We start from the raw sequence: 12,712 nt of genomic DNA on the forward strand, positions 1-12,712 counted from the left end.
GGGGTTGCGAGGGGTGACGCTGGCTCCATCCGGGCCCGGCAGGCCGCCGGGCCGACTCCGAGGAAGGAGCTGGTGCGCGATGAGCGTCGACGAGGCAACCGCGACCGGCAGTGCGCCGTACGGGACGGGACCCGCGGCGATCCACGAGGTGACGCCCCGTGAGGGGAGCAGCGGCGACTTCAGCACCGTCGCACCGCAGGTCGTCCTGCAGGGCGCCGGCCCGTACTGGGAACGGAACACCGCGGGCGCCCCGGCCCGCATACCCCGGCTCGCGGTGCTGGTCTGCCGCGACATCGACCCCCGTACCGTGCCCGGCCGTCGGGCCGCCGGTACCGCACCCCGGCGCATGCTCGAAATGGGCTGGCACACCTTCACCGAGGTCATTGCGCCCCCGCACCGACTGCCGTCGCTCGTCGAACCGGCCGCCGCCGCCGGCCTCCAGGACCGGCCCGGGGATCCGTACCCGCCGGCAGCCGGCCTCGTGCGCGTCCGGGCCCACCGCATGCCCCGCACGCCCGGCGACTACGTCGCCCACCTCGTCTCGCTCGAGGACTGCGCCCCGTACCTGACCTCCCCCCACGGCCCGCGCGAGCGGACGGTGCGTCTGGAGTCCCTCCACTCCTGGTCCTTCCACCACGTGGCGACACCGACGGAGACCGGCGAGCACCCGTAGACGGGGAGGGGGGCGGTGCGGCCGGAGCCGCCTCCCGGACACGTGGCCGGGCGGCTGGCCTGTTCAACCGAGGACGAAGGGGAGTCCGTCGGCGAGCCCGCCCAGTTCGGCCGTCTCCGCGTCCGTCGGGGCGCGCCGGCCGGTGCCTACGAGGAGGGCGTCCGTGTCGGAGAACGACGCGGGGAACGCGGTCCCGGCGATCCCTTCGAGCAACGCGCGCGCCCCGGCCAGGCCCTCCGCGGGCGGTCCAGCCGCGTCCGGCAGGTGCGCGACCAGGTCGAGGTGGTGCAGCGTCCACTCCAGGACGTACGCGTGGAGGTAGTCGCCCGCGAGGAGGACCATGTCCTGCGTACCGACCGGGAGGGCGGGGTCGGCGAGCCGGGCGGCGCGGCCGGCGGCCGAGCCGACGTCGTCCAGGTGGAACCGGAGCAGCCCCGGGTCCTCGTACGCGGCCGCCAGCCGGACGACGAGCGCGTCGAGCGGGTCGTCACCGCTCGGCGGGGTCCGGGAGACCTGCCAGTAGGTCACCGCGTCACGGGTCGGGGCCGTTTCGGCGGGGGTCACGAGGGTGATCAGCACGTCCTGGGCGTCGATGACGAGATGGCACACCAGGTCCCGGACGAGCCAGCCGGTGCAGCCGGACGGCCGTGCGAAGTCCTCGTCCCGGAGTGCGGCGACCGTCGTGCGCAGCGCTGTCCAGCAGCGTGAGAAGAGGTCCACGGCGGGCACGGTAGCAGCGTGCCCGCACCAGGGGGCCCGTCCCGGTTCTCCCGGAGGGCGGGGAATCGCGGTCGTCGGCAATGAGAAAGGGATATCCGTTCGCGGGACCCGCCGGGGCGGATCTCGGGGCCGCCGTCCCGTCCGTCTCGCGTGGTACCGCCACTCGTTTTTCCACGGTTTCCTCCCGGCTGCCCCGATGAAACAAAGAGGCAATCTTCATTTCACAATCGAGCGGCCCGGCAAGGGATCGACGGCGGGCGGCGACCCCCGGAGCGGGCGGCGGGGGCTTGCGCCCGCGAAGGCCCTCCAGCGATCTTCGAGCGGTGCTCCGCCACGCCGTGGGACGGGCCGGAGGGGCGGTTCACCCCCCTCAAGGTTTTGACCAGCCGTTTACCCGAATGTGGTCGAACCCATTCCGTTACCAGCCTGCGACCCCCGGTACGTGCAGTGATGCCGGGGGTCCGGTGCAAACGGTGAACGCTCCGCTTCGGGCCCCTCCCGGGGGCGCCCCGGCGGCGACCCGGCGTCGCTTCCCGGGGGAAGGTGACGACCCGCGAAACTCGCCTTGACAGATCCGTCGGCCGGTTGGCAGGGTCTGGAACGAAGATCGATGGTGGCTGAAACAATCCTCTGGGTTGCCAATCTCACCGCCATCGACAACGGGGGAGAGGGTTCGGTGAAGTTAGCGCAGTTATTGGTATTGGACGTTGCCACGTGGATTCCCGACGACCGGGAATACGTGAGCGAGATGATTGCCGCCGGCCGGTTGACGGCCGGTGATGCCGAGGGCCTGGCACTCACGGAGGTGCCGGTCTCGAAGGACCTCGCGGCGCCCGAGATGGCCGTCCGGGCCGCGGGCCGGGTCCTCGCCGACACCGGGTGGGATCCCGCCCGCATCGGCCTGGTCGCCCATGGCTGGACGTACCACCAGGGGCACGACTTCTGGTCGCCCGCCCACTACGTGGCCCACCAGATCGGCGCGGGCTCGGCCCTGCCGGTCGGGGTGCAGCAGATGTCCAACTCCGGGGCGGCCGCCCTCGGGATCGCGGCGGAGAAGCTGATCGCGGACCCCGGCGCCGAATCGGCCCTCGTCACCACCGCGGACCGGTTCTGCCTACCCGGATTCGACCGCTGGTCCGCCGACTACGGAGTGGTGTACGGCGACGCGGGTACGGCGGCGCTGCTGCGCCGCCGGCAGCCGGACGAGCGCCCGGGGGCCCTGCTCCTGCGCTCGCTGGCCTTCGCCACGGACGCCTCCTTCGAGGAGATGTACCGGGGGCGCGACCCCTTCGGCGCCGTCCCCCTCGCCCACGGCGGCGGCCGCATCGACGTCAAGCGCCCCAAGAAGGCCTACCTCGAAATCCACGGCGGCATGGAGGAGTTCCGGCGCGCGGCCGCGCGGTGCGTGGAGCGGGCCCTCGGGCTCGCCCTGTCCGACGCCGGCGTAGAGGCGGGCGACCCCCGCATCGTGCGCGTGGCGCTGCCCAGGCTGAGCGACAGCGTCCTCGACCTCATGTACCGCCCCGTGCTGGACGGCGCCGTGCGGGCGGAGGTGCTCGCCCTGCGCGAATCCAGCGGCCACCTCGGCGCCGGCGACCTGCTGGCCAACGTCGAGCACATCGCCGCGTCCGGCGCGCTGAAGTCCGGCGACCTCGCCCTGGTGCTCGGCGGAGGCGGCGGCTTCACCTGGTCGTGCGCCGTCCTCGAAGCCCTGTAGCCGCAAGGCCGGGCCACGCCGGAGCAGTTCCGCCGGCGTCTCCATCTCTCCTTCCCGGCGGGCGCGTGCGCCCCGAGCCGGATCGAAAGGAAATTCGAAGCAGTGAGCAGCAACGCATACGACGTGATCATCAACGGAGCCAGCGTCGCCGGATGCACCGCGGCCATCCTCTACGCACGGCAAGGGGCCCGGGTGGCCCTGCTGGAACGCCGCTCCGACATGGACGCCCACAAGGTGCTGTGCACCCACTACATCCAGGCGTCCGCGTACCCCGTCATGGTCGCGACCGGCCTGGACAAGGCGCTGGAGGAGGCCGGAGCCATCCCCAACACCGCGCACTACTGGACCCGTTGGGGCTGGATCAAGCCGCCGCACGAGGCGGACGGCGCGCACGGCTACAGCGTGCGCCGGCAGACCCTCGACCCGCTGCTGCGGCGCCTGGCCGCCGGCACCGAGGGCGTCGACCTGATGCTGGGCCACACGGTGAACGAACTCCTCGTCGAGGACGGCCGTGTCGTCGGCGCCGCGGGCACCACCGGGGACGGGACCTTCTCGCTGCGCGCCCGGATCGTCGTCGGCGCGGACGGCAAGGAGTCGACGGTCGCCCGCCTCGCCGGAGCCCGGACCGAGACGACCGAGAACGGCCGCTTCAGCTACTTCGCCTACTTCAAGGGCCTCGCCCGGCAGGCCGGCGACGCCGCCCGCGTCTACTACCTCGAACCGGACAACGCGTACGTCATGCCGATGGAGGACGACGTCACCGTCATCGCGGCCGTGGTCTCCAAGCCGCGCCTGGACGAGTTCAAGGCGGACCTGGAAGGCGCGTACCTGAACTTCGTGCGCTCCCTGCCCGAAGCCCCGGACATCGACGGCGCCGAACGCATCTCCAAGATCATCGGAACGGTGAACTACCCCCTCGTCTCCCGCGAGCCGGCCGGCGCCGGATACGCGCTGATCGGCGACGCGGCCCTGGCGAGCGACCCCCTGGCGGCCGTGGGCTGCGCCTGGGCCATGCAGTCCGCCCACTGGCTGGTGTCGCGCAGCGCCCCCGCCCTGGTGGGTACCGACGCCGCCGTCGACACGGCCCTGGCGGAGTACGCCGCCCACCACGCCGCCGAGACCGGGCCGCACCACCACCTGATCGCCGACTTCGCGACGGCCCGCCCGTTCAACGAGATCGAGGAGTTCTCCTTCTCGGCCGCCGCCCGCGACCTCGCGATGGCCGCCCACTTCCACACCTTCGGCTCCCGCCTCATGACGGTCGAGGAGTTCCTGTCACCCGAGATCGTGGAGCAGATGGAAAAGGTCAACGGGCACGGCCTCTCCGAGGCGGTGCTCCGGCAACTGGCGGGCGAGGACCAGCCGGACCACGGCAACGGAACCGCCGGGAACCAGCTCGAAGGAGCCGCGCGATGAGCCGCACGACCGCCACGCACCACTCGCCCCAGGAACTCTGGGACGCCTGGAACCGGCTCTGGAACGGCGACTACGCCATCGCCGACGACTACGTCTCCCGGACCATGCGGGTCAACATCCCCGAGTTCGGCATGCCCGATCCCGCGACGCTGGGCGACGGCCCGCAGATCGCCGCCTGGATAGCGGCCTTCCGGTCCGGCTACGACGAGGACGCCGCCATCACCGGCGAGCTCGGCCCCTTCTTCGTGGGCGACTACGCCATCGGCCGCTGGGTCTTCCGCGGTACGTGGACCGGTGGCCGGCCCGCGACCGCGACGGCCGACCCGGGCACCGAGGTCACCTTCCGCGGAGTGGACATCCTCCGCTTCGAGGACGGCCGGATCGCCGAGTACTGGCTCAGCGACGACCAGCTCGACCTCTACGCCCAGCTCGGCGCGGTGGCCGGCACCGGCGCCGGTACCGCGCAGTCGGCCGCGGCGCTGCCCGCCCGCCTGGCGGACCTCGGCCCGGAAGCGGCCCGCACCGTACTGCTGGAGCGGGTCCTGGAACTGGTGGCCGAACTCGTGGAGGACGCGGAAGTGGGTGACGCCGCCGGTACCGAGACCTTCCTCTCCCTCGGTCTCGGATCCCTCGGCGCCGTCGCACTGCGCAACTCCCTGGAGGAGGAGACCGGCCTGAGGCTGTCCTCCACGTTGACCTTCGACTTCCCGACCCCCCTGGCCCTGGCCGGCCGGCTGTGGTCACAGCTGGACGGGACCACGCCCGCCACCGGCTCCGCGGACCCGTTCGACGCCCTCGCCCGGCTGGAAGAGCTCGCGCCCGCCCTCGCCGGGCCCGGCCGCGAAGCCCTCCGCGCCGAGCTGGCCGACCGCCTCGGCAGCCTGGCCAAACGCCTCGCCCCGGCGCCGGCCCCGGCCCAGGAACAGCTCGAAGAGGCCTCCGCCGCGGAACTGTTCGCCTACCTCGACAGCAGGCTCGGCCCGGCCGAGCACACCGGATGACCCGTCACCGCCCGACGCGTCAGCCCGCCCCCACGCCGAGCAGAGAGATGAAGAGCATGTCCGACGAAGCCAAGTTGCTCCAGTACCTCAAACGCACCACCGCCGAACTGAACCAGGCCGAAGCCCGCCTGCGCGAGGTCGAGGACCGCGCCCGCGAACCCCTCGCGATCGTGGGCATGAGCTGCCGCTTCCCCGGCGACGTGAACACGCCCGACGAACTGTGGAAGCTGGTCGACGAAGGCCGGGACGCGATCACCGGCTTCCCCACCGACCGCGGCTGGGACCTCGACAACGTCTACGACCCCGACCCGGCACGCGTGGGCAAGACCTACGTCCGGGCCGGCGGGTTCCTGCACGACGCGTCCGAGTTCGACCCGGCCTTCTTCGGGATCTCGCCCCGCGAGGCCCTCACGATCGACCCGCAGCAGCGCCTCCTCCTGGAGACCACGTGGGAGGCGTTCGAGGACGCCGGGATCGTCGCCGACGACATGCGCGGCAGCGACACCGGCGTGTTCGTGGGCATCATGTGCGACGAGTACGGCCTGCGCTTCCTCAAGACGCCGATCGAGGGCATCGACGGCTACCTCGGCGTGGGCAGCGCCGGCAGCGTCGCCTCCGGCCGCATCTCCTACACCTACGGCTTCGACGGCCCGGCCGTCACCGTCAACACCGCCTGCTCCTCCTCGCTCGTGGCCCTCCACCTCGCGGGGCAGTCGCTGCACCGCGACGAGTGCTCGCTCGCCGTCGTCAGCGGCGTGATGCTGATGGCGACGTCGTTCTCCTTCACCGAGTTCAGCCGCCAGCGCGGACTCGCCCCCGACGGACGGGCCAAGTCGTACGCGGAGGGCGCCGACGGCACCGCGTGGGCCGAAGGCGCCGGAACGCTGATCGTCGAGCGACTCTCCGACGCCCGCCGCAACGGCCACCGCGTCCTCGCCGTCATCCGCGGCTCCGCCGTCAACCAGGACGGCGCCAGCAACGGCCTCACCGCCCCGCACGGCCCCTCCCAGGAGAAGCTGATCCGCGAGGCCCTGAGCTCCGCCGGCCTCACCTCCGCCGACGTGGACGCCGTCGAGGGACACGGCACGGGCACCAAGCTCGGCGACCCGATCGAGGCCCAGGCGCTGCTGGCGACGTACGGACAGGGACGCGGGGGAACCCCCCTGTGGCTGGGTTCCCTGAAGTCGAACGTCGGGCACACGCAGTCCGCGGCGGGCATCGGCGGCATCATCAAGATGATCAAGGCGATGGAGCACGGGCGGCTGCCCAAGACCCTCCACGTCGACGCGCCGAGCTCGCACGTGGACTGGGAGAGCGGCGACGTACGGCTGCTGACCGAACCGGTGCCGTGGCCCCGGGCGGACCGCCCGCGCCGAGCCGGCGTCTCCTCGTTCGGCATCAGCGGCACGAACGCCCACGTCATCATCGAGGAACCGGCGACGCACGAGGCCGCCCCCGCGCCCGAGCCCGTCGACGGCGCGCTGGTGCCGTGGATCCTCTCGGCCCGCAGCGCCGACGCCCTGCGCGGCCAGGCGGCCAAGCTGCACACGGCGCTCACGGCCCAGCACACCGCGGACGCCGCGCTCACCCTCGCCACGGCCCGCACGCCGATGGAGCACCGCGCGGTCGTCATCGGCAGCGACCCCGCCGAACTCTCGCGCGGCGTGGAAGCCGTCGCGGCCGGGGCATCCGCCGCCCACGTCGTCCGCGGCACCACCCGCAACACCGGCCGCACCGCCTTCCTGTTCACCGGCCAGGGGAGCCAGCGACTGCGGATGGGCCTGGAGCTCCACGCCGCCCACCCCGTGTTCGCCAAGGCCTTCGACGCCGTGTGCGACGCCCTCGACCCGCACCTCGACGTACCGCTGACCAAGGTCCTCTTCGCCGACGAGGATCCCGAACGGCTCCTGAACCGGACCGAGTTCACCCAGCCGGCACTCTTCGCCGTCGAGGTCGCGCTGTACCGGCTCGCCGAGTCCTGGGGCATCCGCCCCGACTACGTCACCGGACACTCCATCGGCGAGATCGCCGCCGCCCACGTCGCCGGGGTCCTGTCGCTGACGGACGCGGCCGAGCTGGTCGCCGCCCGTGGCCGCCTCATGCAGGCACTGCCCGGCGGGGGCGCGATGACCGCCGTCCAGGCGACCGAGGAGGAGGCGCTGGCCGCCCTCGCCGGCCGTGAGGAGCAGGTGTCGATCGCCGCGCTCAACGGCCCGCGGTCCGTCGTCCTGTCCGGCGACGCGGACGCCGTCGCGGAGATCGCGGCGCGGTTCCGCGAGCAGGGCCGCAGGACCAAGGACCTCCCGGTCAGCCATGCCTTCCACTCCCCCCACATGGACGGCATGCTGGACGAGTTCGCCGCGCTCGTGGCCGGACTCTCCTTCTCCGCTCCCCGGATCCCGCTGGTCTCCGACGTGACCGGCGAACTCGCCACCGCCGAAGAGCTGTGCCGCCCCGGCTACTGGGCCGAGCACGTGCGCCGCCCCGTCCGCTTCGGCGACGCCGTCGAGACCCTCTACGCGGAGCGCGTGCGCACCTTCGTCGAGATCGGCCCGGACGGAACCCTGTCCGGCCTGGTCAAGGCCTGCCTCGGCGACGAGCGCCAGGCACTGGTCGTACCGCTCCTGCGGCGCGGCCGCACCGAGCCCGCGGCAGCCCTGACCGCCCTCGCCGAGCTCTTCGTCCACGGCTTCGCCCCCGACTGGGAGGCGGTCCTCGACGGTCTCGGAGGGCGCCGCGTCGACCTGCCGACGTACGCCTTCCAGCGCGAGCGGTACTGGCTTGACGAACCCACCACCGCGGGCGACATCGCCTCCGTCGGCCTCAGCTCCGCCGAACACCCGCTGCTCGGAGCCGTCACGCACCTCGCCGCCGACGACAGCGTGGTGTTCACCGGCAGGCTGTCCCGGCAGTCCCACCCGTGGCTCGCCGACCACGTCGTCCACGACACGGTCCTGGTGCCCGGCACCGCACTGCTGGAACTGGCCACCCGGGCCGCCGCCCACGTCGGCTGCGACCTCGTGGAGGAACTGACCCTCCAGGAGCCGCTGGTGCTCCCCGCACAGGGCGCCGTCCGTCTCCAGCTCACCGTCGGCGCGCCCGAGGAGGACGGCCGCCGCCCGGTCGTACTCCACTCCCTGCCCGACGACGGGCCGGACGACAACGGCTGGACCCGGCACGCCGCCGGCTGGCTGGCCCCCTCCCACGCCGCGGGCACCCCCGAGGGACTGGCGGACTGGCCCCCGCACGACGCCACCGAGGTGGAGCTGGACGGTCTGTACGACCGGCTGGCCGACACCGGCTTCGCGTACGGACCGGCCTTCCAGGCCCTGCGCGCCGTGTGGGAGCGCGGCGACGAGCTGTTCGCCGAAGTCGCCCTGTCCGCGGAACAGCAGGCCGAGGCGGGCGCCTTCGGCCTGCACCCCGCCCTCCTCGACGCGGCCCTGCACGCCCTGGCCTGGGACGCGGTCCGCAGCGGCGCGGCCGAGGGACGGCTCCCGTTCTCCTGGAACGGCGTACGCCTGCACGCCGTCGGCGCCGACTCGCTGCGCGTGCGGTTCTCCCGCGAGAACCCCGACGCGATCGCCCTCACCGTCGCCGACCAGGAGGGCAACGCCGTCGCCTCGGTGGACTCCTTCGTCTCCCGGCAGGTCGCCGGGGACCGGATCGGCGGGGACCGCCGCACCTTCAACGACGCACTGTTCCAGGTCGACTGGACGGCCGTACCCGCCGCCGCGGCCCCCGCGGGCGAGGAGGGCGTCCAGTACTTCGCCTCCCCGGCGGAGCTGCTCGACGCGCTCGCCGGCGACACCGTCGGCGCCACGACCGCGGTCGTCGACTGTGTCTCCACCGCCGCGGACGACCTCGCCGCCGCGGTCCGGACCACCACCGGCGGGGTACTGGCCCTGCTGCAGCAGTGGCTCGACCGGGGGCCGGAAACCCCCGCCCGGCTCGCCCTCGTCACCCGCCGGGCCGTCGCGGCCGGCCCCGAGGAGGACGTCACCGACCTGGCCGCCGCTCCCGTGTGGGGGCTGGTCCGCTCGGCGCAGTCCGAGGCTCCCGGACGCTTCGTCCTGATCGACCACGACCAGCCCGGCCCCGCCGGCCCCGACGACCCCGCCCTGTCTGCGGCCCTCGCCACCGGTGAGGCCCAGCTCGCCGTGCGCGACGGCGGGCTGCTGACACCCCGGCTGAAGACCAAGACCGTACGGGCCGCCGACACCGGCCCCGCCGCCTGGCAGGGCACCGTCCTGATGACCGGCGGCACGGGCGGGCTCGGCGCGCTGCTCGCCCGCCACCTGGTGACGGAGCACGGAGCACGACGTCTCCTGCTCGTCAGCCGCCGCGGCCCGCAGGCCGCGGGAGCCGAGGACCTCGTCGCCGAACTGGCCGGACTCGGCGCCACCGCGACCGTGGTCTCCTGCGACGTCACCGACCGCGCGGCCGTGGCCGGACTGCTCGCCACGGTCCCCGCGGAACACCCGCTGACCGCCGTCATCCACACGGCGGGCGTCCTCGACGACGGGATCCTGACCTCGCTGACCCCCGAGCGCCTCGACAAGGTGCTCGCCCCCAAGGTCGACGCGGCCCTGCACCTGCACGAGCTCACCCAGGACATGGACCTGGGAGCCTTCGTGCTGTTCTCCTCGGTCGCCGGCACCCTCGGCAGCCCGGGCCAGGGCAGCTACGCCGCGGGCAACGCCTTCCTCGACGCCCTCGCACAGCACCGCGCCCGGCGCGGCCTGGCGGCGACCGCGCTGGCCTGGGGCGTGTGGGAGCCCACCGGAGGCATGGCCGACACCCTGCAGGACGCGGACCTCAAGCGGATGGAGCGCTACGGCGTCCTGCCCGTCTCCGCCGAACTGGGCATGGCGCTCTTCGACGCGGCGTGCGGTGACCCCGCCGCCGCCCTGGTTCCCGTACGGCTCGACCGCAAGGCCCTGCGCACCTCGGGGCAGCCCCTGCCGCCGCTGCTGCGGGGACTCGTCAGGACCGCCGCACGGCGCGCCGGCAACGGGGCACAGACCTCCCCGTCGGCCTCCGCCGGATCGGCGGCCTCGGCCGAGTCGCTCCGCGAGAAGCTGGCGGCGCTGCCCGAGGACCGGCGTCTCAAGGCGGTCGCCGACACGGTGCAGGACATCGTCGCCGCCGTCCTCGGCCACAGCAACGTCGACGCCATCGACTCCGAAACCCCCTTCCGGGACCTCGGTTTCGACTCGCTGACCTCGCTGGAACTGCGCAACGCCCTGAACCAGGCGACCGGCCTGCGGCTGCCGGCGACCGTCGTCTTCGACCGCCCCAGCGTCGGCGACCTGTCGGAGCACGTCTTCGGCCAGCTGGGCACCCTCACACCGGGCGCCCCCGCCCCGGCCGCCGCGGCCGGAGGCACCCTGGTCTCGCTCTTCCGCGCGGCGCACGAGGGCGGGCACCTCGACCGCGCCATCGACCTGCTCGTCTCGGCGGCGGGGATCCGTCCGCGCTTCGAGGACGCGGAGCAGTTGCCGTCGTTCCCGCAGGCCTCGGGCCCGGCCGGGGAACCGGTCGTCGTCTGCTTCCCGTCGATGATCGCCATCTCGGGTCCCCAGGAGTACGACCAGTTCACCGCGCACGTAGGCGGCCGGGCCGTCTCGGTCCCGCCGCTCCCCGGGTTCTCCCCGGACCAGCCCCTGCCGGCCTCGCTGCCGGCCCTGGTCGACGCACTCGCCGACGGCGCGGCCCGGCTCGCCGACGGCAGGCCGCTGGTGCTGCTGGGCCGCTCCACCGGCGGCTGGATCGCCCACGCCGTCGCCCAGCGGCTGGCCGAGCGGGGAACGGCCCCGCGGTCCGTCGTACTGATCGACACCCTCGCGGCGCCGCTGGACATCAGCGACCTGTCCATGGTCGCCGACCAGATGCTGGACGCGCACAGCAGCCAGTGGCTCGACGACGACCGGCTCATCGCGATGGGCGGGTACATCCAGCTCTTCGACGGGTGGACGCCGCAGCCGCTGCCCGTCCCCACCCTCCTCGTACGGGCGGCGGAGCGCACCGCCACGCACGACCGGCCGCGCTGGCCGCTCGCGGACACCACGGTGGACGTGCCCGGCGACCACTTCACCATGCTGGCGGAGCACGCGGGGACGACCGCGCAGGCCGTCACCGGCTGGCTGGACCCGCTCCTCGCCGACGGCGCGGCCCGGGACGGGGCCCGGTCATGACCGCTCCGATCGCCACCCTGGAGCGGGTGGAGAGCCACCTGCCGGACCGCCGGGTCGCCATCGAGGCCCTGTCGGAGCAACTCGGCCTGAGCCGGGCGAAGCTGGCGCTGTTCCGCAAGGTCCACGGCCTGCACACCCTGCACCAGGACCCCGCGGCTTCGCTGTTCGACCTGCTCCTGCCGGCCGCCCGGCAGGCCGTGGCGGGCCTCGACGACCCGCTCCGGATCCGGTTCGTGGTCTACGCGCACGCCATCCACGAGGTCGCCCCCGCCGGGTTCGACACGGCCGCCGCACTGCGCGACGCACTCGGGCTCCGGCACGCGGAGGCGTTCGCCCTGAGCCAGCAGAACTGCGCCGGCGGCCTCGGCGCCGTCGAGGTCGCCGCCCGGCTCCTCGCCGGCGGCGACCCGGGCGACCGGACCCTGCTCGTGATCGGTGACAAGCCGTACTCGCCGCTGATCCAGAAGGTGCCGAACACGGCGCTGATGGGCGAGGGCGCCGCGGCCTGCCTCATCGCCGCGGCGGGGCCCGGAGACCCCGTCCTCTCCCACGCCAGCCGCACCCTGGGGGAGTTCGCGCAGCTGATCTCCCTGCCGCCGGAGGAGGCCGCGCTGTACGGAAAGGCGTACGCGCCCGTCCTCGCCGACGTCATGCGCGCGGCGGTGCGGGAGGCCGGACTCGTCCTCGACGACATCGACCTGGTCATCCCGCACAACGTCAACATGATGGCCTGGCGCAACACCATCGCCGAACTGGGCATCCCCGCGGACCGGGTGTTCCTGGACAACATCGCCCGCTACAGCCACTGCTTCGCCGCCGACCCGTTCGTCAACTACACGACCCTGCGGGACGCGGGACGCCTCGTCCCCGGCCGCCACTACCTGATGGCCGGGGTCGGCGCCGGCGCGACGTTCACGGCCCTGGCACTGACCCACCGGGGAGGTGCGGCATGACGGCCACCGCGCGGACCCGGACCAGCCCGACCGCC

Annotated in this window: 7 protein-coding genes; 6 read left to right on the forward strand and 1 reads right to left on the reverse strand. The window is 73.7% G+C overall.

Annotated elements, in window-relative coordinates:
- Positions 1-79 precede the first annotated feature (79 nt).
- On the forward strand, positions 80-673 hold the full coding sequence (locus AC07B0_RS01790) for a hypothetical protein (protein WP_478865269.1): 594 nt from the start codon (positions 80-82) through the stop codon (positions 671-673).
- Between the two features lie 63 nt (positions 674-736).
- On the opposite strand, the gene AC07B0_RS01795 is transcribed toward AC07B0_RS01790, so the two are convergent.
- Positions 737-1,393, reverse strand: coding sequence for a maleylpyruvate isomerase N-terminal domain-containing protein (locus AC07B0_RS01795; protein WP_356878114.1), 657 nt, complete (start codon positions 1,391-1,393; stop codon positions 737-739).
- A 748-nt stretch (positions 1,394-2,141) separates the two neighbouring features.
- Between AC07B0_RS01795 and AC07B0_RS01800 the strand changes: the two genes are divergently transcribed.
- The 5 genes from AC07B0_RS01800 (at position 2,142) to AC07B0_RS01820 (ending at position 12,677) form a co-directional block, all read left to right on the forward strand.
- The gene (locus AC07B0_RS01800; protein WP_356878171.1) at positions 2,142-3,110 is read left to right on the forward strand and encodes a 3-oxoacyl-[acyl-carrier-protein] synthase III C-terminal domain-containing protein; all 969 of its coding nucleotides are present in this window, start codon (positions 2,142-2,144) and stop codon (positions 3,108-3,110) included.
- Between the two features lie 102 nt (positions 3,111-3,212).
- Entirely contained in the window at positions 3,213-4,526 is a 1,314-nt protein-coding gene (locus AC07B0_RS01805) for an NAD(P)/FAD-dependent oxidoreductase (RefSeq protein ID WP_478896207.1), read from the forward strand.
- The gene (locus tag AC07B0_RS01810; protein ID WP_469378822.1) at positions 4,523-5,527 is read left to right on the forward strand and encodes an ester cyclase; all 1,005 of its coding nucleotides are present in this window, start codon (positions 4,523-4,525) and stop codon (positions 5,525-5,527) included. The genes AC07B0_RS01805 and AC07B0_RS01810 overlap by 4 nt, the downstream gene beginning before the upstream one ends.
- Positions 5,524-11,724 carry a type I polyketide synthase gene (locus tag AC07B0_RS01815; protein ID WP_478896209.1) on the forward strand — a complete coding sequence of 2,067 codons (6,201 nt, stop codon included), beginning with the start codon at positions 5,524-5,526 and terminating at the stop codon, positions 11,722-11,724. Before AC07B0_RS01810 ends, AC07B0_RS01815 begins: the two co-directional genes overlap by 4 nt.
- Positions 11,721-12,677 carry a 3-oxoacyl-[acyl-carrier-protein] synthase III C-terminal domain-containing protein gene (locus AC07B0_RS01820; protein ID WP_467292269.1) on the forward strand — a complete coding sequence of 319 codons (957 nt, stop codon included), beginning with the start codon at positions 11,721-11,723 and terminating at the stop codon, positions 12,675-12,677. The genes AC07B0_RS01815 and AC07B0_RS01820 overlap by 4 nt, the downstream gene beginning before the upstream one ends.
- Positions 12,678-12,712 lie beyond the last annotated feature (35 nt).

This window comes from Streptomyces sp. NPDC044704 (assembly GCF_056433525.1).

Bases quoted from the DNA above. Each gene is read 5' to 3' on its own strand.
- AC07B0_RS01790 (WP_478865269.1), top strand. From the start codon at position 80: ATGAGCGTCGACGAGGCAACCGCGACCGGCAGTGCGCCGTACGGGACG.
- AC07B0_RS01800 (WP_356878171.1), top strand. From the start codon at position 2,142: ATGATTGCCGCCGGCCGGTTGACGGCCGGTGATGCCGAGGGCCTGGCA.
- AC07B0_RS01810 (WP_469378822.1), top strand. From the start codon at position 4,523: ATGAGCCGCACGACCGCCACGCACCACTCGCCCCAGGAACTCTGGGAC.
- AC07B0_RS01815 (WP_478896209.1), top strand. From the start codon at position 5,524: ATGACCCGTCACCGCCCGACGCGTCAGCCCGCCCCCACGCCGAGCAGA.
- AC07B0_RS01820 (WP_467292269.1), top strand. From the start codon at position 11,721: ATGACCGCTCCGATCGCCACCCTGGAGCGGGTGGAGAGCCACCTGCCG.